Source organism: Novipirellula rosea (assembly GCF_039541335.1).
Taxonomy (GTDB): domain Bacteria; phylum Planctomycetota; class Planctomycetia; order Pirellulales; family Pirellulaceae; genus Novipirellula; species Novipirellula rosea.
This window is the reverse complement of record NZ_BAABGA010000017.1, coordinates 236342-262393: the sequence shown is the minus strand read 5'-3', so window position 1 is coordinate 262393 and position 26052 is coordinate 236342. Positions and strand designations below refer to the sequence as shown.

Annotated in this window: 17 protein-coding genes; 10 read left to right on the top strand and 7 right to left on the bottom strand. The window is 54.5% G+C overall.

Annotated features, from left to right (window positions below; genetic code table 11):
• Window positions 1–322 precede the first annotated feature (322 nt).
• On the top strand, window positions 323–700 hold the full coding sequence (locus tag ABD971_RS06490; protein ID WP_345320509.1) for a BlaI/MecI/CopY family transcriptional regulator: 378 nt from the start codon (window positions 323–325) through the stop codon (window positions 698–700).
• Complete coding sequence (locus ABD971_RS06485; protein ID WP_345320507.1) at window positions 697–3570, top strand: redoxin domain-containing protein; 2874 nt, start codon at window positions 697–699, stop codon at window positions 3568–3570. Before ABD971_RS06490 ends, ABD971_RS06485 begins: the two co-directional genes overlap by 4 nt.
• A 953-nt stretch (window positions 3571–4523) precedes the next feature.
• Here ABD971_RS06485 and ABD971_RS06480 read toward each other — a convergent pair.
• The gene (locus tag ABD971_RS06480) at window positions 4524–5696 is read right to left on the bottom strand and encodes a glycosyl hydrolase family 28-related protein (RefSeq protein ID WP_345320505.1); all 1173 of its coding nucleotides are present in this window, start codon (window positions 5694–5696) and stop codon (window positions 4524–4526) included.
• A 247-nt stretch (window positions 5697–5943) separates the two neighbouring features.
• Here ABD971_RS06480 and ABD971_RS06475 point away from each other — a divergent pair, with 247 nt between their 5' ends.
• The 4 genes from ABD971_RS06475 (at window position 5944) to ABD971_RS06460 (ending at window position 12173) form a co-directional block, all read left to right on the top strand.
• Window positions 5944–7422, top strand: coding sequence for a sulfatase family protein (locus tag ABD971_RS06475; RefSeq protein WP_345320503.1), 1479 nt, complete (start codon window positions 5944–5946; stop codon window positions 7420–7422).
• A 691-nt stretch (window positions 7423–8113) separates the two neighbouring features.
• Window positions 8114–9097, top strand: coding sequence for a metallophosphoesterase family protein (locus ABD971_RS06470; protein WP_345320501.1), 984 nt, complete (start codon window positions 8114–8116; stop codon window positions 9095–9097).
• Window positions 9098–9311: 214 nt separating this feature from the next.
• The gene (locus ABD971_RS06465) at window positions 9312–10766 is read left to right on the top strand and encodes a hypothetical protein (RefSeq protein WP_425571265.1); all 1455 of its coding nucleotides are present in this window, start codon (window positions 9312–9314) and stop codon (window positions 10764–10766) included.
• Window positions 10767–10868: 102 nt separating this feature from the next.
• Window positions 10869–12173 (top strand): glycosyl hydrolase family 28 protein, encoded by a 1305-nt coding sequence (locus ABD971_RS06460; protein ID WP_345320499.1) that lies wholly within the window; start codon window positions 10869–10871, stop codon window positions 12171–12173.
• A gap of 94 nt (window positions 12174–12267) precedes the next feature.
• Here ABD971_RS06460 and ABD971_RS06455 read toward each other — a convergent pair whose 3' ends face one another.
• The 3 genes from ABD971_RS06455 to ABD971_RS06445 form a co-directional block, all read right to left on the bottom strand.
• The gene (locus ABD971_RS06455) at window positions 12268–13812 is read right to left on the bottom strand and encodes a hypothetical protein (RefSeq protein WP_345320497.1); all 1545 of its coding nucleotides are present in this window, start codon (window positions 13810–13812) and stop codon (window positions 12268–12270) included.
• Window positions 13775–15448: a type II secretion system protein GspD gene (locus tag ABD971_RS06450; protein ID WP_345320495.1), complete on the bottom strand. Its 1674-nt coding sequence runs from the start codon at window positions 15446–15448 to the stop codon at window positions 13775–13777. The genes ABD971_RS06455 and ABD971_RS06450 overlap by 38 nt, the downstream gene beginning before the upstream one ends.
• 79 nt (window positions 15449–15527) lie before the next feature.
• Window positions 15528–16061: a hypothetical protein gene (locus tag ABD971_RS06445; RefSeq protein WP_345320493.1), complete on the bottom strand. Its 534-nt coding sequence runs from the start codon at window positions 16059–16061 to the stop codon at window positions 15528–15530.
• A 433-nt stretch (window positions 16062–16494) separates the two neighbouring features.
• On the opposite strand from ABD971_RS06445, the gene ABD971_RS06440 reads away from it, so the two are divergent.
• Window positions 16495–17973 (top strand): Gfo/Idh/MocA family protein, encoded by a 1479-nt coding sequence (locus ABD971_RS06440; protein ID WP_345320491.1) that lies wholly within the window; start codon window positions 16495–16497, stop codon window positions 17971–17973.
• Between the two features lie 118 nt (window positions 17974–18091).
• Here the strand turns inward: ABD971_RS06440 and ABD971_RS06435 are convergent, their stop codons facing one another.
• A complete protein-coding gene (locus ABD971_RS06435; RefSeq protein WP_339941345.1) occupies window positions 18092–18847 on the bottom strand; it encodes a hypothetical protein in 756 nt (251 codons plus the stop codon).
• Between the two features lie 315 nt (window positions 18848–19162).
• On the opposite strand from ABD971_RS06435, the gene ABD971_RS06430 reads away from it, so the two are divergent.
• On the top strand, window positions 19163–21976 hold the full coding sequence (locus ABD971_RS06430; RefSeq protein WP_345320489.1) for a hybrid sensor histidine kinase/response regulator: 2814 nt from the start codon (window positions 19163–19165) through the stop codon (window positions 21974–21976).
• Window positions 21977–22014: 38 nt separating this feature from the next.
• Here ABD971_RS06430 and ABD971_RS06425 read toward each other — a convergent pair whose 3' ends face one another.
• Window positions 22015–22494: a hypothetical protein gene (locus tag ABD971_RS06425; RefSeq protein ID WP_339941341.1), complete on the bottom strand. Its 480-nt coding sequence runs from the start codon at window positions 22492–22494 to the stop codon at window positions 22015–22017.
• Window positions 22495–22653: 159 nt separating this feature from the next.
• Window positions 22654–23343, bottom strand: a complete 690-nt coding sequence (locus ABD971_RS06420) for a metallophosphoesterase family protein (protein WP_339941338.1) — start codon at window positions 23341–23343, stop codon at window positions 22654–22656.
• Window positions 23344–24112: 769 nt separating this feature from the next.
• Between ABD971_RS06420 and ABD971_RS06415 the strand changes: the two genes are divergently transcribed.
• The gene (locus ABD971_RS06415) at window positions 24113–25177 is read left to right on the top strand and encodes an AAA family ATPase (protein ID WP_339941336.1); all 1065 of its coding nucleotides are present in this window, start codon (window positions 24113–24115) and stop codon (window positions 25175–25177) included.
• Window positions 25167–26048: a DUF58 domain-containing protein gene (locus ABD971_RS06410; protein WP_339941394.1), complete on the top strand. Its 882-nt coding sequence runs from the start codon at window positions 25167–25169 to the stop codon at window positions 26046–26048. The genes ABD971_RS06415 and ABD971_RS06410 overlap by 11 nt, the downstream gene beginning before the upstream one ends.
• Window positions 26049–26052: the final 4 nt, after the last annotated feature.

Below are 26052 nucleotides of genomic sequence, written 5' to 3'. Positions count from 1 at the left end.
AAAGAGTGGATTGGGGCCTTCGGTAGCCAGGAGATTCTCAGACAATGGCATCAAACGACGCGCCCTTGGCCGGCAATCATTGAGCGACCGGCATTCAAAGTAGGTGAAATCACCTGGCGCCCGACGCCGCTGCGACGAACACACACGACTAGAGTTGATCGTCTACCGTCCTGACGAGAAATGTCGCCTCGACACCGACTTGCTGGACAGCGGCAGTGTTGCGTTTGCTTTGATGAATTCGTTCGCTACGATAAAAGCGGCCTAGCGAATTCGTTCACCAGCCTAGCTTTGCAAATTTCTGTTCGCGAGGGTTTATCGGATCATGGCACGACACGCTTCTTCGCAACCGACCGAGGTCGAGCTGCGAATCCTTTGGGATGACGGGCCGAGCATCGTTCGGCATATCCACAACTCGCTTCAGGAGTTCAAACAGACGACATGTTCGACGACCGTGAAAATGTTGTCCGTGATGTTGGACAAAGGGCTTCTCAAGCGTGATGACGGTGCAAAGCCACAGATTTATCGACCGGCGTCGTCGCAGCAGCGTACCCAGAAGCGGATGCTCGGTGACCTGATCGACAAGGTCTACGAGGGCTCGTCGGCGGCGTTGATGATGCACGCCCTGTCCAGCAAGAAGGCGACGGCAGAGGAATTGAAACAAATCCGCGACTTGTTGGATCAGATGGAGGGCGAGTCATGAACAATCTGCTTTTTTACGAAGTCAGTCAGCGCGTCAGTTGGACGTTGGTGCATTCGCTTTGGCAATTCGTAATGATCACGGTGGTGTTGGGAATCAGCCTACGTTTGACGCGAGGTCGCAACCTGCATGGACGATACTTGGTGAACTTTTTCCAGCTCGCGATGGAGACTGTGTTTTTCTATCACCCGGCGGTTTGGTGGGTATCGCATCGAATGCGAACCGAGCGAGAAGAGTGCTGCGACGAGATTGCCGCGAACATGACCGGCGACCGAATCGGCTACGCGAAATTGCTGGTCTGGCTGGAAGAAACTCGCCAACAATCATCGAAGCAAACGCTCGCCATGTCCGCCGATGGCGGATCACTACTCGGTCGAGTGCGTCGACTTGTGTCCACGCCAGCAGAGGCAAGCGGCACCGGTTCCGGTGTCATTGTCGCCTGGGTGATATTTGTCCTAACCATTGGCTCCGTGCTCGCGATCAATGCCGCTAGCTCTCTCGCACAGCAACCCGTGGCACCTGATGACGATCGTCTGGCGGTCCAGGTTGTCGATGATATCTCAGTGAAAATGATCGCGGTGTTGCCGCAACAGGCGACTGCAGAGGAAGCGTGGCGTCCAAACGGAGAGCTTTTCGAGGAATTGCCTTACTTCCCGAAGGTGACAGACGACTCGCCGGCCAAGCCGATTCCGGGAATTGACTACGTTTTCAAGTTCGAAGGTCTAGCGGTCCATCAGAATCCAACCTACGCGACGGAAGGGCTGAAGGGCTGGCGTCATCCGAGTGACGATGGATTCGTTCGAATTGAAACACAACCTTCTACGGAGAGCACAAGCACAACGATTGAAGTCGGCATTCCCGACAAAGAGTGGGGACCATGGGTGTCGGTGAGTATTGACGGCGAAATCATCGCTCCGGTCACTGTGCCACCGCGATTGCAAAATGCCCACCGGATCAAGCGAGTCCACGATGCTCTTGCTCGGGGCGATCGTACGTTGTTGATTTGGGCCTACAATCGAGTCGAGCGTCCAATCGCCACCTTTGATCTTGTTGCTGTCGATAAAGATGGAAAGCGACTTCAAACGTACGGACGTACATTGTGGGAAGGCGAGGATGGCGTGACACGAAGTGCAGAAGTGTTCGATCATCCCATCGACCAAATTGATCACTTTGAGTATCGCCTGCGTCCGTATCGGTACTGGGTCACGTTTGACAACGTATCGCTGAAACCTGGACAGCAGACGAACTTTAAGACATCCGTTGAAACCGTTCCCTTTCCGCCTGCTGGTGATCTTGTTGCTTCTCTATCACCACCGGCCGACCCGAAATCCCAATCGCTTGGCGAGCAGGTGCATCGGCAACTCACGGAGATCAGCAAGCTCAACTCGGCACTCATCTCCACGCAAAGTTTCACTTCGGATTACGGTGATCCCAAAGGTCTGATCGGTTTGAAAAACGAGCGTTCGCTTGACCATTTGAGGGAAACGCTCAGTAAACGCGATTTCGACAAAAGTCTTTCCACGGCCAATCACACGTGGGCTTGGAACAACAATGAAGTTGTTTCCACCGAGCGACATAAATATGTTTACGAGGGTGAGCCGTATGACCAGACCTCAGAACATACCTGGAACGGCAAACGGGGGTGGTGGCGAGATTCCAATGGCTCGTTTGGCAGATACCGAACCTTTGCGGACGCATTCGCGAATCACTACTTCAAGCCATCACAGTTTTTGCACTTGGGAGATCATCGCTTTGCGTGGGTTGAACGAGGCAAGGAACCAAGCTTCTTTCTGAGCTCAACGATTCCAGTCCAATACGCCAACTATCAAAGTCTTCCCGCCGAGGATTTCGGCGGTGAACGCTGCCATGTGATACGGTCGATCCCACGTGAAGAGCAATTTTGGATCAGCCAAAAAACGGGGCGATTGCGCGGTTGCCTAAAGTTCATTAGCCAAGGCAGGTTCACTTGGTTGCATGAAATGGAATCCACTCGGAAGTTGGCCGGGCGATCGTTCGATTCGCGAGAAGAGTTCGGTCAGTGGTTTGATGAGGCATTGACGGATGAGCAGCGTTACCGGTTGCATTGCGAATTCCTCTATCTTCACCAAGCCAACCAGCACCCGAAAGACTTGATCGAGTTTTCAGACTACCGCGAGGTCGCCTCCGGTATTGAAATGCCGATGACTGAATGGTGGTCCAGTTGGATGCACGAGGGGAGGCAATACAAGTACAACATCAATCAAACGGTGGTACGCGAGGTCAAAGTCGCTCCCGATCTGCAGCCGCTGGTTGATAAGGCACTGCCGAAGAAGGGCGATGCCGTCAACGACTGGCGTTTCGCGACTTTTGTGAAATACGTATTCGACCCTGAGATGGCTGAGTCAGAGATTCACGCGATGGTCGACAAAGCGATGCAAGAACAGGCATCCAACAAAGAGCAGCTTGACCGAATTCTCAAACCGCTCAAGGAAATGGTTGGCAAGCCGGCTGCGAAACTGGATGGCCAGTGGATTACGGTCGAGAAGCTGCCGGACAGCCGTCAGGAAAAGCCCATGCTATTCCATTTCTGGGCGACGTGGTGCGGTCCGTGCAAGAACGACATTCCAATGCTCAACAAAATGCAAGAGAATGGCTGGGCAATCGTTGGCGTCCACGCTCCCGGATCCGAAACCGACGAAATCAAAATGGCAATCGACGACTCGGGCATCGAGTATCCCGTGCTTCTGGGTAGCGAAACCGAAGGCGTTGGTAGCCAATCTGACAAGATCACTGGCTATCCGGTGAACATGTTTCCGTGCTGTGTCCTTGTCGACAAAGATGGCAAGGTGCAGGCGGTGGGGTCACTCCGCGACGTCCTTAAGCCGGATCGCTAGGTCGAGATCACTCTTCGAGAGTGCTAGTGGCACCACCACGAAAATTGTCGAAACCGAATGTCTTTTTCACGCTGCAACCGGGGCTTGCGCCGTGTCGCTACCAAGGTAGATGGCATTGAGCGATGGTCTACTATTTCGATCGCCAGGATGAATTGGATCAACGAAGAAACTGGCTGCGGACTTAATTTCTGATTCGAGTCCTGGATCCTTTGTATCTTTGTGCATCCACTGTGCAGCCTGCGGGCTGGAAATGCACGAAGCAGCAAGCATCAAAATGGCCAACCCTATATACTTGCTGCGTCCCATCGGTTGGTATGCTGGAATCCTGCAGTTGTCATTGCGGACCTTCGCCAACTGCGTGCCATCCGGTGAGACACCAACGCCAATGACGCTTGGCGAATCAAGAGCTGTCGTGGCCTGGATAGCGGCCGCGACTGAGTCTGCGCAGTCAGGCTCCGTGATTATGTTTTGATTCGCACAACTAACCGATTTGCAGCAGGGAACAATGTCTTGAAAACTCGACGCTTCGCTTTTGAATACTCTTCCCGACTCCATTGCGTTGTGCGATGGACACTTCTGAAGTTGATGATGTGCTGCGTCGTCTCGCCGGTGTATAGCGATGATGATCTTCCGGGCGGTGGTCAGGCGACCCCGGTGGATTCAATTGCTTTGCCCGCCGGTTTTCACGCTCAATTGCTGCGGTCAGCGAAAAAGGGCGGGGAAGCAAAATGGGGCAGGTCTCTTTGATGATGATCTAACCGATGCTCCAAAGTGAAGCAACGTTGCCATCGGCCGCCGCAAGGCGGCTTTTTCTGTTGGTGGGCAGCAAGCTTGCCACATTCTTGGGCAAGTTGCCGATAGGCTGGAGTAAAGCTACTCCCAAAGTTTAGCTGCTCGCTCCTGAGTTCACTGCCGCGTGACGGGCAGCTAAAGGAGCCAGAATGGTGTGGACGTTACTCGGTATCAGGTGTCGGAGGTACTAAGTCTGAAGTCACGTTTTCCGTGCGCCGCTGGAGCAGCGGCCGCGGCGCGTTCAACAAGTTACCACTGATGCGGACGTTTACCGCTCCGTTGAGAGAAATTGCGTGATCGGCAGCACTGATTTGATTGCCGCTGATGAGAACGTCTTCGCCGGGCTGGTCGTTGTAGCGTGACTTTCCCCAAACATACAGTCCCGTCGGATTGTTTTCCGTTCCCAGAATCGTGTTACCCCGGATTGTCAGACCTTTGGTATACCCAAGCTGGACTACGGCTCCGGAATTGTCGCCTGCGCGAACGATGTTGTCACTGATCAGCAGGTTGGAGTTACCGTTGCCGACGATTTTTCCCGTGACGGTATTGCCTCGAATGATCATGCCATCCACTCCACCGGCGAGGATCGATTTGCGACACTGGTTGTTTTCGATGATTACATTTTTCAGGCCACGAGCGTGTTCGACATGGATTGTGGAACCGCCGGGTTTTACGGAATGTTCGAGATCACGGCAGCCGGTCACCAGATAGTCGCGCGAGCTGGGACTGCCTCCCATCTGAATTCCCTGGCGGATGAAATTTCGTAGCGTACAGTCACGAACGGTGATGCTTCGACAGTTGTACGAAAATGCCATGCAGTCGCCGGAGAAGTTTTCGGCAAATACGTTGACCACGGTCACGTTCTCGATCACATGATCCTTGTTGTAGAACCAAAGGCCGGCATTGTGTTCGGGCGTCTCGCCCTTGACATACTCGGGATGCGTGTTTGAACCGTCCAGATGCAGGTCACGGATCACGACGTTTTTTGTTCCGGCTTTGACCGGTGCGCCGATCATTCGCCAAAAGTTGCTTTGATTCACTGCTGCTGCGAACTTTAGAATCGATGCTGCTCCCTCACCCCGAAGAGTTGTATTGGGAGGAATTTCAAGAATGGGCGATTCGCTATCGCGCCGCGACAGAATGAATGTCCCCGCCGGAACAAACACGGTGCCGCCTCCCGCATCGGCACATGCGGTCAGAGCGTTTTCGATGGCCGTTGTATCATCGCTCTGGTCACCCGCTGTCGCTCCGAATTCAGTGATGTCGTAGTCGCCTGCCATGGCAGGAATCGTCACGCCGAGAAGAAGTGACAGGATGGTTGCGATCAATTTCATGCTTTAACCTTTCGTCTCGACAGAATGGTTTCGATGGCCGCATGATACCTTTACTTGCAATGAAATGCGCACGCCGTAACTCGACATCCAGGATGACGATCATTTGTTCGTTGGATACCGTTATATTGAACACAATGAATGTCGAGCCAAGATGGTATTACGTGCCGAAGACGGACGATGGGGTTCGATGCGGCGGTGGTTGCAGAGTCCTGAACTAAGTTCACAGCAATTGAAAAGTAAAACAAGCATGAACATCGCAACATTTCGCATCCTTGGAGCACTGCTTTATATCGTCATTTTCGCTGCGGGTGCTTGGGCTGAACCCTCTCGTCCAAACATTCTCTGGATCGTAGGCGAAAACTTTTCGAACGATCTTGGCTGCTACGGACAGAAGAACGTGGCAACGCCGAATCTTGATGCACTCGCCGACTCGGGCATCCGCTACACGAATGCGTTTTCCACTTCGCCTGTTTGCGCACCCAGCCGATCTTGCTTTATGCTTGGCATGTATCAAACGACGACCGATACGCACCACATGCGATCACATCGCGACGATGACTTTCGACTCCCTGACGGCATTCGACCTCTCACCCTACGGCTCCAGGACGCTGGCTACTACACTGCCAACATCACGCACTTGGGTGATGAAGAGATCGGTACAGGAAAACTTGATCTGAACTTCGTCAACGAAGGCAAACTCTATGGCGGCGCTGAGTGGGACGACCTAAAGAAGCGTCAACCGTTCTTTGCACAAATCAACATGCCCGAAGCCGAGTATGACATTTACGATCGCAAGTCGGCCGAGAAAGATCGCGTCAAATGGGTTGGCGAAGAATGGCATCCGCAAGTCGCCACGGTCGAAAACGTCACGCCGCCGCCTTACTATCCCGATCACAGAATCGTTCGTGAGGAATGGGCACGCTACCTGAATTCCATTAGCGGCACCGACGTTCGAATTGGTAAGATTTTACAGCGACTCAAAGCGGACGGTTTGGATGATGATACCGTGGTTATCTTCTTCGCCGACAACGGTCGACTTACCGCGCGAGGGATCCATTGGCCTTTCGATCAGGGATTGCGGGTTCCGGTGATCGTGCGTGATTGCAAAAATCATCCGTTTCTTACCCAGCAAGAGTCGCCTAGCACGGTCAGCGACCGCGTGATCAGCTTGCTCGACATGACCGCGACGACGCTCGCGATTGCGGGAGTCTCGCGGCCTCTGGGCATGCAGAGTCGCGTGTTTGCTGGCGTGGAATCCGATCCACCGCGAACGTATGCTTTTGCCGCCCGAGATCGCATCGACGAGACCAGCATACGAATGCGTTCGGTTCACGATCAACGCTATCACTACATCCGCAACTATACGCCGGGCGCAGGCTTCGAGACGCTCAACCGCTACAAGGAAAAGTGTTTTCTAGTCATGCCGCTCATGCGACAACTCAAGGCCGATGGCAAACTGAGCGGCGTGCCACTGGCATTGATGCAACCCTTTCCCGATGAGATGCTGTTCGATACGAAGGCGGATCCACACGAGGTCACCAATCTCGCCGACTCGGATGCGCCCGAACATCAGGCGGCGCTAGCTCGCATGCGTGCGGCGCTCGATACTTGGATCGTCGAATCAGGCGACCGAGGACATATCGAGGAGTCGCCCGAAATTGTCGCTCCGTTCCTGAAGGAAATGGACGACTGGTTCGGCACTCCAGCATGGGCCAAGGACCAGTAGTTCGGCAGTCCAGTTTTTTCGTTTTGCCCGTATTGGTGAGCCGACTGCGCTAGGCTTGCCCTGGGCCGCTGGAACTTTGGTATTGACGTCGGATATTGGGTATAAGTTTTTCTTCTGGCGATACTGCAGTTACCTCTCTACCGACGAAGGTGACTGCTGATTTAGTAGCATTGATTGCAGGCCGGAGGCCGATACACCCTCTGCCGGTAGCGTAAGCTACCGGTCAGGAGAGGCGGAAAAACATAGCCCGGAGGGCGACACATCTGCTGCCAGTGTGTCGGCCTCCGGCCTTACGGCGACAAGTCGCCCCTAGACCGTTGGCTCACGCCAACGGCAGTCTATCTGTCGGCCTCCGGCCTGTGCGTTTGCTACAAAAACAGCAGTCACCGAAGTTGGGGGAGAGGTGGCAGAGACCCAGCGTGACCAAAGATCACGACAACACCAAAGTTCTAGCAGTATAGGCTTTACCCCTCAAATTTGACTGACGACATTATCGCGGATACAGTGGTGACCTTGGTTCCACTCGTGTTGATAAACGCAGTGGATACTCCCTTCCCGCCTTCCCACCAAACGCATCGACCCTCACTTCCATGCCGCACTGATTAAACCAAATCCGAAAAGCTTGCCACCGCCGGCATCCGCTACGGTGACGTACCACTTTTGGATCGGTTTTTACAATCACGGCAGCGTCGTGTCGCATTGCGATGTGTCCCCCAAACCGATTAGCGAGATTGTGATGCCGCTGCACATGATTCCTCCCACACGCCGGCGTTTTTTGCAAACGACACTTGTCGGAGGTGCCGCGTGGTTAGCCCCGCGTTACACCGGAGCCGCAGAGTTTAAACCGAGCGATGAATGGTGGGCGTTGCTGTCGGATCCCCATATTGACGCGGATCCGAAGAAGAGCGCTCGTGGGATCACGATGCTGGATTGTCTGAACCGGATTATCGATGAGGTTTTGGCGGAGCCTTCGCCTCCGGCGGGTGTCATCATCAATGGGGATTGCGCATTTTTACGCGGGCTTGCCGAAGACTACGCGACCTTGAGCACGGCATTGCAGCGATTTGCCGACGCCGACTTGCCGGTCCACATGACGATGGGCAACCACGATGACCGCGGGCCGTTCTACGATGCGTTTGCCAGCCAGCGGGCTGACAATCCATTGGTCGACGGGAAGCACGTCAGTATCCTTTCGACACCCACGACGACCCTGTTTTTGATGGATTCACTTTGGGAGGTGAACAAAGTGACCGGCGAACTTGGTCAGCCGCAGTTGGACTGGCTCGCCTCGGCGCTGGACGCGCACGCTGAAAAGCCAGCGATCGTGATTGGACACCACAATCTCCAATTCCTGCCCAAGGAGTCACAGGCGACAATCAGTGGGTTGAGGGATTCACAGAAACTCGTCGATCTGCTGAACGCGCGCTCGCACGTGCAGGCATACATTTTTGGACACACACATCATTGGAACGTTATCGAAAAGCATGACGAGGTGAACTTGGTCAACCTGCCGGCTTGCTCGTATGTGTTCAACCCCGCGCATCCCAATGGATGGGTGAAAGCCCAATTCGGGGCTGATCAATTCGCACTGGAGCTTCGCGCTCTCGATCATGCTCATCCTCAACATGGCGAAAAACACAAACTACGCTACACCTTGACGGCCAATGCACGCTAAGGGTGAGAGTGAAGGATTCGGAACAGCGACCGAACACAACGCATGAGAAGGTGGTGGATCTTGTTAAAGATCCCTGCACGAAAGAATCTTTAACAAGGTCCACTACGCCAGTTACTCCTTGGCTGCTGCCGAAACTCTTCACGAGTTCCGCTACATCACCCACACCTAAAATGAAGAGGCTTTGCACATGCGAATTTCTGCACCGACCAGAAGGATGAGTGTCTCATCATTGATGGTCTGTATTGTTTTACTGCTCGGCGGCCAATACCGAGTTCAAGCGGAGGATGCCAGGCCAGTCTTTCGCGCCGGCGCAGCGACGAGCAACATCACACCGCCGCTGGGTGAATTGATCGTCGGAGGATGGCGACCGATCCCCGCTACTAACATCCATGACGAGCTGCATGCACGGTGTGTCGTCTTGGACGACGGCAAGACGCAGTTGGCGATTGTGATTTGCGACAATGTCGGCATTCCCGTCGAGGTTTACGATCTTGCCAAGCGACAGATACACGAAGCCACCGGGATCCCGGCTTCGCATGTATTGACGGCGGCCACCCACACGCATTCAGCGACCACCGCACGTGGTCCTCTAAAAACATTGCCGGAAACGGAGCTGAGCGATTATCAAAAGTTCATCGCCCATCGCATCTCCGATGGCGTCCGCAGGGCACTTGCTCAGTTGGAACCGGCACGGATTGGTTGGGGATCGATCGATGAGCCGTCCGAACTTTTCAACCGTCGTTGGTTTGTCAACGATGCAAGTCTATTGAGCAACCCTTTCGGTGGTATCGACCAAGTCCGGATGAACCCTCCCCGTGGCAGTTCCAAGCTTGACCGTCCCGCCGGGCCGACCGATCCGGAGATTAGCTTCGTTTCGCTGCAAGGCACCGATGGTCATCCGATCGCCTTGCTCGCCAACTATTCCCTGCACTACGTCGGCGGTGTCCGATCCGGAGACGTCTCGGCAGACTACTTTGGCTACTTCGCAAAGTTCATCGGAAAAAAATTGGGGGCGAGCGACCAATCACCGCCGTTCGTCGGCATTCTTTCCAACGGCACCAGCGGCGATGTGAACAATATCAATTTCCCCGAAAAATCCACGCAGAAATACCGAAGTTATGAAAAAATGCAGGAGGTTGCCGAAAAGATCGCCAGCCGCGTGTATGAAGCTCACCAGGACATTGATTTTCATGACTGGGTACCCTTAGCTGCGAAACAAGACAACCTGACGCTGAAAACGAGGCAGCCCACCCCGGAGATGATTGAGTATTTCGCCAATATCACCACCGGCGATGATAACGATCCGAGGCGACGACACAGTCGCGAAGAGATTTATGCAGATCGAATTGCGAAGATTCAAACCGCTCCGAAGCAGATTGAGATTCAGCTACAAACGCTCCGCATCGGCGATTTAGCAATCGCCGCAATCCCGTTTGAAGTGTTCACCGAAACGGGGCTGGAACTCAAGGATCTGAGTCCCTTCGCCGACACCTTCACCATCGAACTGGCCAACGGATCGTACGGTTACTTGCCGACTCCCGAGCAGCATCGTTTGGGCGGCTACGAAACGTGGCTGGGCAGCAATTACGTTGAAAAAGAAGCGACCACCAAGATTGTCGCCAAGCTGCTCGAGATGTTCGAATCGCTCCAACAAGAGAGTTTGAATTAGGAAGGTAGCTACCGTCCCCAGACGGTGGAGTCCACGTTACGGCGAACGTGGCTACCCGGTTTGCCACCAATCGCAGAATATGGAACACGATAAGGTTAGAGTATGAACGAGACTACGAGAGGGTGGTGGTGGAAGACCGGCTTGCCGGTGCTGTTGTTGTGTTCTTTGGGATGGTCGTTCGCGTCGGCCTCGCCTCCGGATCGTGGTAGCAGCGAATCCACATCTCGCGACTTTATCACCCCCAACGAATTCGCGGGCACGGACGTCGAGCGGATCAACCAGGCGATCGAGGCCGCCGCAGACGCTGGCTGTCGAGTGGTCATCCCACGAGTCAACCTCGGTGACGGACAGCGACGAGATATTTGGTTGCTCGATTCGGCGATCTTACTGCACAGTAATACCACGCTTGAGTTGGACAACTGCCACATCAAGTTGTCTGATCGTTGCCGAGATAACTTCATGCGGAGTGTGAACTGTGGGCTGGGGATCACCGGCATCGACCCGCTGCAGAACATTCACATCCGCGGAATCGGCCACGCCGTGCTCGAAGGTGCGGATCGCCCCCGTGCATCCGGCGACAGCGGCAAGACGCTCGGCACCAAAACCTACGGCACCGATGCAGGTGTGCAAGGCGAAAGCCAACTCGGCGACTGGCGGAATATCGGGGTTCTGCTGGCCTTCGTTGAGCATTTTTCTATCGAAAACATCACAATTAAAGATTCTCATTGTTGGGCAATTTCGCTCGAACGTTGTGCTCACGGCACGCTACGAGACCTGGACTTCGCATCACGTGGATACAAAATGATCGATGACACTCGGCAATCGATCCTCAATCAAGACGGGGTCGATCTACGCATGGGATGCCACGATATCTTGATCGACAACATCACGGGCTACACCGGAGACGACCTCGTCGCCCTGACGGCCATTCCACGCAGCGACCGAGCGGCGGGCAGTCTTGCGACGACGATGGTCAGTGCTGGCGACGACCGTGGCGACGGGCTGGACGATATCCGGCACATTATCATCAGAAATGTCAGAGGATACTGCGCGGGTAGGCACCACATCGTCAGGTTGCTGAATACTTCAGGAGTCAAAATGCACGACATTATCGTGGATGGCTTGATCGATACTTCGCCCGGCGACTTGACGTGCAAAGCTGCAGTGAAAATCGGCGACCATCATTACGGCGGCGGTGTGGCACCGCTGGGTGACACTTGCCGCATCATGGTGAGTAACGTGACCAGCCAGTCACAGCACACGATCCTAATCGGCGGATCACTCTCCGAGTCAATCCTCAGCAATCTGATCCGACACGGACCCGCGGGTGAAGCGGTGACGATCCAGGCGGGAGCAGAATACATTCGTGACGTCACGATCACGAATGTGCATGTCGTGGGCGAGTAACGCGAGTTCCGCGGCCTCGCGGTTCGTGCAAATAGACTTCGGTCCACCGCGTGTGCGCAGACGGGATGAAGATGATGATCGCAAAATCGGTCGATTACGGCAGCACGATTGTTTGTTCGCTCAATGTCGGTTCGGCTGATCGATTCAGCACCGCGTGGATCGATGCTTTAAAGGTGCCAGAGGTGGATTCAGGCAGTTGAAAACGCAGTTCGCGTGATTCACTCGGCAGCAACCAGGCGTGATAGCCGGCCTCGCAAATCAGCGGTGCCTCGTTACCGCGAGTCAGGGTGATGATCAGATGCGGTGCCAGATGCCGAGTGCCATGGTTGGTTATTGGTAGCGACATGATTCGCGGATCGTTCTCGTTCACTTCGATGGCCCCGAGCGAAACCTGGGGATCGTGGGAGCGATCATCGTTTAACATCGCCACCGGAATTTTCAGTGACGCTGTGTTAGCCGACGAATCCGATTCGGCATACAAATTCACTTCGGCATACTTGTCATTGGCGTCGCCAGCGTGGCCGTTCATGGTGACCATTACGTTGCGGCCCGCTCGCGGAGCCAACTGGATTCGTTCGGGCCGCACCCGCAACCAAGATACCTCGTTTCCATCACGATCTCGCGTGACCAAACGGATCGATACGGGGGTGTCGCCTTGGTTTTTCAGCGATAGCGGTACCAGCCGATTTCCACCACGGAGCGTCGACAATTCGATCGCCGATGGCTGAACGCGGATCGACCTCAGCACACGTCCCACGACGCCGCGCTGGGCTTGAAAGTCGTACTGGCCGACGTGGACGGGAAAGGTTTGCAGCGCAACATCGCCACTGTCGTCCGAGACGTTGATTTGCAGTTGATAGTCACCGGGGAACACCGGTTCGGGCAATGCCGACGCCAGTGTTACCTCGCTGCGAGGCAACACCGTCAGCTCGAACCGCTTGGGTTCGGGTTGATTGATCCGCGACGCCAATCCGAGTGGCACGTCGTCGATCACTACGCGGCCCGCCGGGTCGATCATCCGAGCTTTCGCACGAAGCCGACGTCCGGCGTCATGCGGATTCCACAGCAACGCATTGATATGAGCAAAACCGTCACGGTCGACCAGCCCACCGGTGGTCAAACGGATTTCGCCCTGCACCGCATTGGCGCGGCGAATGTCGGCTTCCAATCGCAATAAGTAACGAGTGACAAATCGCACGCCGAGTTGCCGCTGGGTCGTTTGTTTGGAAAACGGTTCTTCGCTGCGATCGGTCACCAACAGCCCGACACTGACAAATTGACCGCTGTCACGCGGCAGTGTCCAGGTTCCTTCGATTTCACGTATCTCGCCGCCGCGAAGTCGCAGCTCTGACGAGGACAATAAACGGACGGAGTCGCGATCCTGCAACTCTTCGGCGGCTGTGACTTTGCCATCGCGATGTTGAATCAGCGAAACTGGCTGGATCGAAAAATCAATCGGCCTATCACTACTGCTCAAGCGGAATTTGAAGCGGACGGTTTGGCCTGGTACAGCTTGGCATTGAAAGACCAAAGGATCGATGCGAAAGCTGGGGCGAAAACTCGCTTCGGCGTTGATTCTGGCGACTCGCTGCGAAGGCGACTCACCATTGACCGCCGTCGTCACCATAGCGAATAGCATTAGGATCAAAGTTTGTCGGACAAAACGTTTCGTCCTCATAGGGTTCATCCTGATAAACGATTCGAGGTGAGATGAAAATGGCCACTTCGGCTTCCTGTTCTCGCCGTTCGATGCGTTGGAACAACCGTCCCATGTAGGGGACGTCACCGAGAAATGGCAGCTTATTGACTTGGTCGACCTTTTGACGCTGGGTCAGGCCTCCGATCACGATCGTTTGTCCATCCATCACGTGGACGGAAGTCGAGACGCGGCGGCGATTGATCACGGGAAATTGGTCGTAGGCGTTCGCCTGAGTTTCGTCGCTGCGAATGTCCTCACTGACCTCGGCGCGGTCGATGTGGATCGTGACATGCGGGGCCCGAATTTCTGGCGTCAACTCGAGCATGATGCCCGAATCGACTTTCTGGATGTCTTGTCGATAGAAGACTCCGTTGCCACTCGGCTGGACACTGAAAAAACTTTCGCGGCCGATATGGATTTCGGCCTTCTTGCCATCTTCGGTCGTCACTCGTGGAGCGGCACGGATTTTGACGTGACCTTTTTGCTCAAGGGCGCGAAGCAGGGCGCTGGTGAAACGAAAATCATTCAGCTGTGAATTGAAACCTGCCGGACCGTACTGGCCGGCGATTCCAAGTCCATCGAGTGCGAACGAGCCTGCGTTGCCACCGTCAAGCTTCATGCCCTGGTGGACGTCGAAACCAAAACGATAATTGGTCTCGGGACTGTACACACAAACCAATGCTTCCAAGATGACTTGAGGCACGACTTTGTCGGTCTCTTCCAGCTCTCGCAAAATTTGGTGTGCGGTGATCGGAGGCGCTTCGATCGCTAGTTTTCCGCCCTGTCCCATGATACGGACAAATTGTAAATGCCGTTCGGGGAGTTGTGATTTCAATGATTCGGGGGTGCGATGTCGAGCTTCGTAGATGTATCGCTCTGCCAGAAACGGAAACAACGCTGACCCCGGTTCGGGTAGGCCAACGTAGTACTCGTCACCGTCCTGACGCCACCGGTAGCCCAGCGGCAGCAGGATTTTGCGAAGGGCCCGTTCGAAACTCTCACCTTCGATCACCGCGGTCACCGATCCTCGCACTTGATCGTCAATGATCACCGAGATGCCGGCCTGCTCGGCCAGCGATTGAATCGCTTGGCGTACATCGGTTTCGACAAAGGCATCGTGTAGTAGCGGAGCGGGTTGAAGCAGCGGAGCCTCAGCGGTGTGGGCATCGATCGGTTGGGCATCGAAGGCTTCGTCCGCGAGATCACCGTAGCTGGCCCTCACCACCTGCGGCTCTTGCGACGCATCTTCGGATGCGGTCACTTGTTCGGCAGCCGAGGTTGAGGATTGTTGGCGAAAGCCCTTGGAGATTGTCGGTCCCAGCGACGTGATGCGAGACTTGTTTTGTGGCAGCGAATAGCCCACGGGCAAGGACTCGATCAACGATTCGTGTTGGATCGCATGATGTGCCACTCTTTTCGGTTTCGGCAATGCCCCCGCAGGCAGCTGGAAGAATGGATCCGCAAGCACGGATTGGCTGTGCAGCTGGATCTCGTTTCGCTTTTCCTTTGTCTGGCATCCGCTGATCACAATGGCTGTGACCAACGTGATGAACGCAGTCGATGGTGCGAAGTTCATGATACGCACGTCATTTTTTCCGACAGCTTAATAGTGAGATGGAGAGGCGGATCGCGGCAATCGTCGACAAGCGAAGTGATTAGTTCGCGGTGATTGTGGCGTAAACGGTCGTGCAATAGGTGCCGGGCACCAGCGTGGTGACCGAGCCGCTATCCATCGAAACGGTCAACTGTAGCTCGACGTTTCCCGGGCCCGACGAACTCGCTTGCACTTGAGAGCTCAAGTCGGGAACAAGGTTCGTGATATCGGATTGATCCGAGACCACATCGACTGTCCATCCTGCTTCGGTGTCCGACGATGCGATGGCGAGATCGAGCTTCACGTCTCGAGTGACAAGCGGCAGCGTGTTGTGAACAAACCCGGCGACCGTTCCAAAGGTGACCGTCGCTCCGTCGCCATCGTTGCAAACCGCGGAAAACGTTTGGGGGGCAAACGACTTGATCCCCGCCGTCCCATCATGGTTCAAACTGATGGGACCGTTGGGGGCCAAGATGGCGAGCGCGTTTTGGACGTTGACGCAAAAATCGACTGACGCCGAAGTTTGTCCCTGTGCCTGTGTCGCGATGCCTATGCTGAGCCCTAACAGGACCAGCGTCCTCACTGCCGTATGCATAAATTGCCCCTATGCAAACCAATACGAATAACTCGATTGTGACCATCTGCTACGCTTGGGCGAACACTGCTTCTGTTTTGGTAAGTGGTGTTTCGCCCCTCCGAAGGCTGTCACTCTTGTGGGATCGGATTTCCGTTACGGTCAACCGTAGACATTTTTTACGACTCGACGAAATACGCTGCATTCATTTGCACCAAGCGGGTGCGAGCGGTTGAGCGACAGGCATTCTTTGTTAAGACTCGCGAATTGGCGGGATCCCGCAGTCCCATCTGTCGCGTGGTGGTGCCATGAGGGGCGCGTGCAATGGATCATTTCAGGAGCAGAATTTAATTCTTCATCGCGTAAAAGTGGTCAATTCCCACGCGGGCGTTGGATGCGTCTATACTGTTTGTTCTCACCCCCCGATCCCACCACTTGATTGAAGGATGGTTCGATGAACCGTAAACCCCCGGTAAAGCCGACACGCCGTGATTTCTTGTCCACAACGTCCGCGATTGGCGGATCGTTGATCATCATGGGAACCAAAGCCACCGCAGGAATTAAAGGCGCCAATGACCGTGTGCGCATCGCGGTTGCGGGATTGAATGGTCGCGGTCAGAGCCATATCGACGGATGGATGAAGGCGGACAATGTCGAAATCGCGTATGCCATCGATCCCGCAGAGAACGTGCTTCAGAAACGATTGGGATCGATCGAGAAGAAGGCCAATGGCAAGTTCACGACCAAAGGGGTAGCCGATTTCCGCGAAGCGCTTGACGACAAGTCGCTTGATGCGATCTCGGTTGCCACTCCGAATCATTGGCATTCGCTGATCACGATTCGTGCAGCTCAGGCGGGTAAGCATGTCTATGTCGAAAAGCCGATGAGCCATGATGTCGCCGAAGGCCGCGTGGCGGTTGAAGCTCAAAAGAAATATGGCGTAGTGATTCAACATGGAACGCAGCGCCGCAGTGATGCGGGAGTGGCGGGGCTTCACGAGGCACTCAAATCCGGAGAGCTTCCGCGATTGAAAATCGCGTATGGTTATTGCTGTAAACCGCGCGGCGGAATTGGATCCAAGTCACCCGGCACTCCGCCATCGAATTTGGACTGGGATCTTTGGAAGGGGCCCGCCGTGATCGACCAATATCACGCGAACTATCACCCCTACAACTGGCATTGGTTCTGGGAGACTGGCAACGGTGATTTAAACAACCAAGGTACTCACCAATTGGATGTGGCTCGCTGGGCGATCGATGACGATCAAACGCATCCGACCCGCGCGATGGCGATTGGCGGTCGATTCCAGTGGGACGACCAAGGGGAAACGCCTAACACGATGTTCTCGATGGCAGAATATCCCAACGGCCAAATGGTGTTCTTTAACGTTCGCAACGTGAACTACAAGGACTACAAACGCCAAGTCTATAACGAGTACTATCTCGAAGACGGCAGCGTGATCACAGGAGAAAGTCATTATCAGATTTTGCGTCCGGGGGCCGCAAAACCCGAAGGTTTGAAACTGTCGAAGGGAAAAGTGACCCCCGGCGGCAATTGGAATTCGTTCATCAGCGCGGTGCGAGCGAATGATCCGAGTATGGCCAACGGCAATGTGCTGGACGCTCACTACGGATGCGTGCTGGGGCACTTGATGAACAATTCGTACCGTTTAGGTCACGAGGTGCCGTTCAGCGCCAGCGCAGGCCAATTTGCTGACAACCAAGATGCCACACTGCACTTCAACAAATTGCACTCGATCATGGCCGATGGGGTGGGAGTGTCGGAAAAAGATGCGAAGTACCGCGTCGGTCCCACATTGACGTTCGATCCCGCGAGCGAAACTCACACGGGCGACTATGCCACCGAGGCCAATCGGTTGTTGAAGAACCCAAGCAACCCGGACTTCAAAATTCCCGAGCTGAGTGAAGTTTAAACGCGGCCTCGCCGCGGTTCGCAAGGATTTTTTAAATCAACAAGGCGGACGTGTTCTTCGCAGGACACGGCCGCCTTGTTTCGTTGGCTCTTCTGCCATCACTCAAGCCCGGTCTAGCTTACGCCTCTTCTTGTTCGTCATCCTCGTCGCCGAAGACATCGTTAAAGTCTTCTTGGTCGAGGAATTGGATGCCTACGATTTCGGCGTTGTTCACTTCGGCGATCGCGTTGATGCGATCGTGCATCGCGGTAAGTTCGGCTTCGTTGTTTTTGCCTTCGATAAACAGGCACATCGCATATTGGCCTTCCTCGTCGGGTTCATCGTAGCTTTCGATTGTTCCCAGTGATTGCGTATCCAGGGCGACCGTCAACGCGTTGAGTTCTTCGAGTGACGGCGCAAATAGCAGGAACAGCCAGGGCAGATCACTATCGGCTTCGAGACCCGAATCGGTGTAGTGTCGCAATCGCCAATGAGCTTCATCAAGCGACATCCAATCGAAAAAGTCATCTTCGTCGATCGGATCGTAAGAGGTGACGTCACCAAGTTCCAAACCGAACTGTTTTGCTAAGGCATCGATTTCGTCGACACAGGCTTTGACTTGTGCGGGCGTCAACGCTTCACAGCGACGGAGAGCCAGCATTGGGCCGCCCATGGTGGTGTTGCCTTCCTCATCGACATGCTCGACTTCTTCTTGAACGTCCCACTCATAGGACTCCGGTGCACGATCGCCCACTTTTTCGAGCAAGGCAATATCGGAGGACTCAATCCCAAACACCCACTCCAGCGGTTCATCGGTTTGGTAGTCGAGTTGGTTGATCATATGATCGAACAACTCGTCAATATGTTTGTGGAAATCGGCGTTCGAATCGTTCATGCTAGGTCGCAAACTTGGGGAGGAGGATACTGCGAAAAAGGTGGATTTCCCCGTAGCATAGTCATCGAATCGTGATTTCGCGATGGGATCCGATTGGCGATTTGACGTCTCGGAGACGTACCGCACGCGCCGGATGGTGATCGACAGCGACGGTGTGGGCTGATCGATCCGGATTGTTCGCCAGTCGCGACACTGAAGGCGTTTAATGTGCGAATTGCCCGCCTTGTTCGTTTGGATTCGCTACAATAGCAAACGCCCTTCTCGCGTTGGACCACGGCGAGAAGTTCTGTTTCTTCGGTGCAGGAGTGATTCAAAATGCGAATCGTTCATAAGTTGCTACTCGCGACGCTCCTGCCCGCATTGCTGATTTGGGTCGTTGGCATGTATGCCACTCACGTCAGCGAGCGTAGTTTGAGGCACGCGATCGAAGCCACCTCGATGACGCGTGCTACTGCGGTGATCGATGAGATTGACCGGATCGTGCATGCTCGCACCGCCGATTGGAAAGCGTATTCGCGAAGCGATTTGGTCCAGCTCAGTTTGATTGCATCCAACCAGGCGATCGAAGCACTCGAGGACCCGGCAGCGACGATTGAGGAGCGGGACACGCAATGGCGAAACACGCCTGCGGACGAAGCGACCAAATTCATGAGATTGTTGCTGCGAAACCCGCTTTCACGCGACCTCCGCCAGCGGCTCAATAAGCTGAACGAAGGCAGCGGTTACACGATTTTTGGTGAAGTGTTCTACACCAATCGGTATGGCGTCAATGCAGCTCAATCCAGTCGCACTTCGGATTATCGTCAAGACGACGAGTTGTGGTGGCAACGGGCATTCGAAGACGATGTTTTTATCGGCGACGTGATGCTTGATGAAAGCGCCGGTGTTTACTCGGTCGATATCTGCTTGCGTGTCGACGACGAGAGTGGTCGAGCGTTGGGGGTGTTGAAAGCGGTGATGAACATCCAAGAGGTGTTCAGCGTGATCGATACTCGCGTCGGTCGATACCGGGCCGATGAACGATTGGTCTTGTTTACGGCCGACGGACGCGTGATTCGTGCCAGCAACGAAGAAACCAAACCGCTATCGGATGGATCGATTTATTTCAAAGACGTGCAGCTTGATTCGGATCACACTCACGCGGTTTATTACCGCAGTGACGACGCCAGCGGCGAGCGGTATTTGTCCGCATTTGCGATCTCGCGTGGTTACGGAGACTTTGAAGGGCTGGGCTGGATCACGATGGACGAGCGCCGCGAATCGGTGGTGTTTGCACCCGTGAATCGCTTGCGACATCGAATTATTTGGATTTCGTCATTGGCGACCTTGGCCACCATCTTGATTGGCGGAGCGACCGCAATTTCATTGTCCAAACGACTCGATCAACTCACCGATGCAACGGTTGCGATTGGCCGTGGGGAACTCGATACCACGGTGGCAACCAAGGGGAACGACGAAGTGGCTGAGTTGGCGCGGCATTTTAATCGGATGGGCCGCGAGCTGCAGCAAACGCATCACGATTTGACCGTCGCTCGCGACGAAGCACGTGATGCAAACAAGGCCAAGAGCTCGTTTCTTGCCAACATGAGTCATGAAATCCGCACGCCGATGAATGGCATCATCGGGATGGGCGAATTGTTGGCGACCTCGCAATTAAGTCATGAACAGCGGGATTATTTGAACATGATCCAGCAGTCAGCCGATTCGTTGCTGCGGCTGCTAAACGACATTCTTGATTTTTCGAAAATTGAAGCGGGGCGTCTGGAGCTCGAGGAAATCGGATTCAGTCTACGTGACTGTATCGAACAAACCGGACAAGCGTTGGCGATTCGGGCTGCGGATAAAGACTTGGAAATGGCTTGCCGGATCGCCCCGGATCTGCCCGATACGTTCCTAGGCGACCCCGGCCGGATCCGGCAAATCATTGTCAACCTTGCCGGCAATGCGATCAAGTTTACCCAGCAAGGCGAAGTGGTGATCGATGTCTCATGTCAGTCACGCAGCGAAAACAAAGTTCAATTGCATTTCCGCGTGATTGATACCGGGGTCGGCATTCCAGCGGAGAAGCAGGCAAAGATCTTCGAAGCGTTTGGACAAGCCGATGCATCGACGACACGCGAATTTGGTGGCACTGGGTTAGGGCTAACCATTTCCTCGCAACTCGTCGCCATGATGAAGGGTGAAATTTGGGTGGAAAGCGAATTGGGTAAAGGGACCACGTTCCATTTCACCATCGAATTGACCGTGCAAGATGATTTGGAAAAACAGCATCGCGTCGAGGAATTGTCACTGCATCCGATGCATGTTCTGATCGTGGATGACAATCGCACCAACCGGCGAATTTTCGAGGAGGTTCTCAAGAGCTGGAACATGGAAACGGTTTCCACCGACGCAGCGACCCAGGGGCTAAAGGAACTAAAGCAAGCGGCGTCTTCGGAAAACCCTTTTGATTTGGTCCTGTTGGATTACATGATGCCTGAAATGGATGGCTTTGGTTTTGCCGAACAAGTGCGAACGGACGAGCGTTTGCGTGGCACGAAAATTATCATGTTGTCTTCGGCCGCCCAATCGGGACACGCCAAGAAGTGTCAAGATTTGGGCATCGTTCGTTACATGACCAAGCCCGTCGTGCAATCCGAATTGCTCAATACGATGCTCAGTGTTTTTCAAGAGCCAAGCCCATCTGAGAATGGAAGCAGCCGGGAAACCGCGATTCCCGAAGCGGTACCCGAAGCCGCGGTGCTGAATATCTTGCTTGCCGAAGATGGCATGGTGAATCAGCGAGTCGCGATGGGGTTTTTGAAGCGAAAAGGTCACAAGGTCGTCATCGCAGAGGATGGCAGAAAAGCGGTCAGGGCGTGGGAAAAGGGTTCGTTCGACCTGATCTTGATGGACGTGCAAATGCCTGAGATGGATGGCATCGAAGCGACCGAGTTGATTCGGCAAAAAGAGCAAGCCAGCAACACGCATATTCCAATCATCGCCATGACCGCGAACGCAATGAAAGGAGACCGCCAACGCTGTCTGGACGCGGGGATGGACGATTACGTGTCAAAACCGATCCAGCCGGATCTGCTGTTCGAGGCAATTCAGAAATGGACGTCTGAGCTTGACACCGAGGGGCGTTAAGACGCCAACGCCATTGGTGCGGGCACTAGTCGAGCGGATTAGTTTCCGGGGTTCGAAACCGGAGTGGCCATAAATGGATTCGTTCGCTCCTGGCCGGTCGGCACTCGGTTTTCGAGCGTGTCATTGTTGACGGTAAAGGCGAACAGCGGGGTTTGGAACGCGTCTTCGTAAATGTGTCGTACGGTCCAGCCGTTTTCGGAAGCCGATTTCGCGGCGGCGTTCTTCTTTGCCAATGCCATGCCGGCCTCTCGCATTCGTTCGCGATCGACGTGACGAAATTGGTTCATCCCTTTGCGGCTGACCACGTACCAGAAGTCGACGGAGTCAACGGTGGGATCGACCACGACTTTTTGCAGCATCGTGTACTCGTCGACAAGAATGGGGCATTCGGCATTCGCGGTCGCCAGCGTTTCCCGCATGTCCTGCTTGGGACCGAACAGGTCACATCCCGATGCCATCGCCAGGCTAAAGACAACAAGGCTAACGAAAAAGAACGTTTTGGGAGGGCGAGTGGCCATGGCATGGAACCGTTGAGAATCATTTTGCTTCACCAACAACGGACGTTGGTGTTCACAAAAAACGTAGGTCTCTATGCAGCTGCTCGCAAACAATCCAAAACGAAGCGAGGGCGTCGAGGAAAAATCGGCCGTTACAACCGGAAGGATTGGTTTAATCGTTTAGCAAACGTCATCGAGAAAGAACTTGCGTGTCTCGCCGAACTGATTGGCTTGCCATAGCCGTTTCGATTCGACGTCCAGACAACTGAGCCATCCGCTGCCGTATGCCCGAGTGTCGATGCAGATGGCGTTATCCGTTCGAATGGGATAGCCTGATTTCTGAGACGTGTGCCCGCATACGACAACTTTTCCGGAAGCATGACGAGGTTGATAACTGAATTTTTCCCAGTACAGAAAGTAGTCCTCCTGCTCGCTCATCGGCACATCGGGATCGTAGCTGGCATGCACAAAGATAAAGTGGTCTGATTCGTAATAGGGCAGCACTCGATTGCTGAGGAAGTTCCAGTGCGATTGCGGAACATTTTCCAGCGTACCCGCGTCCGCTTTGCCGTTAGGGGAGTACGAGCACAATGCAGCGTACCCGCCGAGGCCGAGCCAGCGATCGTAATGGTCTTGATTGTTGCGGCTTTGGGCCATCATCAAATCGTGGTTGCCTCGCAGCGGGATCAGTTTGTGCGTCTTATCTTTGCTGATCAACCAATCCAACACGCGACGTGAATCGGGGCCGCGGTCGACGTAATCACCCAGTGTGACAATGGTGTCCTCCGGAGTGATCTCGACAAACGTCTCGAGGGTAACGAGTGCCTTGTAGCAGCCATGGATATCCCCGATGGCAAGTAATCTCGGCATGATGATTGCTCCCTCCAATGCGTGCCCTGTAATTCCCTAACGTCTTTTTAGAATACATTTGTGAATTTGCAACACCGCATGGAATGAGTGAAGCACGCGACGGTTTATCGAGGCTTCCGCAGCTCAGGGGCGCTGGATTGGTTTGAAGCCAAGACACAGACTTTGCCGCTAAAATCTTTCAACAATGTTTGATCGCGGCCCGGGGTTAACAATCGTCGATCGGGTGCAAAGGCAACGTCCAAAATCCCGCTGCGGCTAGAGTACCGTGTCTGCGACTGTGCGGTACGAGCGGACTCCGTTCGTGTTGCTCTCCGTTCGTGTGGCCCGTGAATTCGTGTGGCCCGTGAAGTGGTGGGTTGCTGATGTGGAATTGGTCCCGGGGGGCATCATCGACAACCTCGCCGTTCAGGAACGTATGCGCATCGGTCGGTCATCGATGGGATGTTTCGCGGGGCTGCGTCGACGTCCACAAACGTCGAGTCTTCGCGAGCTTTCGCACCCTGCCACCCCATCGGGGAGCAACGTGCCAACCGCGACGCTGCCCGTCTCGGACGCCCCGATTCGTCCGTGCAGGCGACTCAAAAGAGGGAGATGGAGGCATTTTTGCTAATTTGTGTGGCGTCAATTTTGAATGTCGCGGCCCTTTTGTGCTTCCCAGGGCGCTTGAAGTTGAGATTCTTGGTATTCTGTTAACATAAATTGAGGCGGACGGCCCTCGTCGCCAAATCACTCCATGATTGACTACCCCTTCCAGAAGTAAGGATGTTGCATGTCCGCAGACGCCGCGGCAAATCAGAACGGGATCAGCGAAGCTGACTCGAAACGATTGCATGAAGCTCGCAAGCGAATCATTGAACAATTGGGCAAAATCATCGTCGGCCAGGAAACGGTCATCGACGAAATCATGATCTGCCTGTTTAGCCGAGGGCACTGCATGCTCGAGGGCGTCCCGGGGTTGGCCAAAACACTGATGATCAGCACGTTGGCTCAAACCTTGGACCTGTCGTTCAGCCGGATCCAGTTCACACCCGACTTGATGCCGGCCGACGTGACGGGAACGGAAATCATCGAAGAGGACCGCTCGACCGGCAAACGCGACTTTCGCTTCATGGAAGGTCCATTGTTTGCCAACGTGGTCTTGGCGGACGAAATCAACCGGACGCCGCCGAAAACGCAAGCCGCACTGCTCGAAGCGATGCAGGAGCGTCAGGTCACCGTCGGGCGTAATCGGCACGTGTTGTCCGATCCGTTCTTTGTCTTGGCGACTCAGAACCCGATCGAGCAAGAGGGAACGTATCCGCTTCCCGAAGCTCAACAAGACCGGTTTATGTTCAAGGTCTATGTTGAATACCCAAGCTTTGACGAAGAATTTGAAGTTGCGCGTCGAACGACCGGAAAAGCGGCCGAAAAGGTCGAAGCGGTATTGGGGGCCGAAGAGATTCTGAGGCTGCAAGAATTGGTTCGCCAAGTCCCCGTCAGCGACCATGTCGTCCGCTACGCGCTTTCACTGGTGCGTCAAACCCGCGTCGGCGGTGAAGGGGTTCCCGACTTTGTTGACGAATTGGTCGGCTGGGGGGCTGGCCCGCGGGCGGTTCAGTTCTTGATCCTCGGTGGCAAAGCGCGAGCACTTTTAGAAGGACGTTTTCATGTACAGATCGAAGACATCCAATACTTGGCCAAACCGGTGCTTCGCCACCGCATGGTTGTCAACTTCGCCGCCGAAAGTGACGGAGTGACCAGCGACGACGTGATCGAGCGAATTATTGCCGCGACGCCAACGACCGAGGACGAACTTTCCCGCGATGCCCGATTCCAAAAAATATTTGCGTCCTGAGGTTACCGCTCGGATTCGTCGACTCGAGTTGACGGCCCGCCGAGTGGTCGAAGGATTTTTATCGGGAATGCATCGGAGTCCGTACTTTGGACAATCGATCGAATTCCTGCAGCACCGCCAATACACTCGAGGCGACGAGATTCGTCACATCGATTGGAAGGTGTACGCGCGTCAAGATCGGCTGCATATCAAGCAGTACGAAGAGGAAACGAATCTTCGGCTGACGCTGCTTGTCGATCGTTCGGCCAGCATGGCGTACGGTGATGGGGAATCAAACAAATTTGATTATTCGGCATCGATCGCCGCGTCGTTGGCGTATCTTGCCTTGCGTCAAAAGGATGCCACGGGGCTCGTTACCTTCGACACGAAAGTGCGAGCGACGGTACCCGCGAAAAGCAATCAACAACAATTGAATCGGATTTTGGCGACGCTCGATTCGGTCGGTGCCGATGGACGCACCGATTTGGTGTCCGTGGCCAAAGAAATCTCGCAAGGCCTTCCACGTCGCGGTTTGGTGGTGATCATTTCCGATTTGCTCGGGGTCGATTCGCTGCTAGAGGGTTTACGTCTGCTTCGCCAACGCGGACACGATGTGGCGATGTTCCATGTGCTTCATGATCACGAAATTGACTTTGAATTTAATGGGGCGACTCGTTTTGAAGGTCTCGAAAGCGAAGACTTTTTAAACTGCAACCCGCGCGCACTCCGCGAAGGTTACTTGGCCGCACTGGACGAATTTTTGACGAGCACCAAGAAAGCGTGTGGGCGTTTGTCGATTGACTATTTGCAAGTCCGCACCAGTGAACCGCTCGACGCGGTGCTTGCCAAATTCCTAGCCGCCCGACAATCGCTGCCTAAACTGAAACGTTAATCCC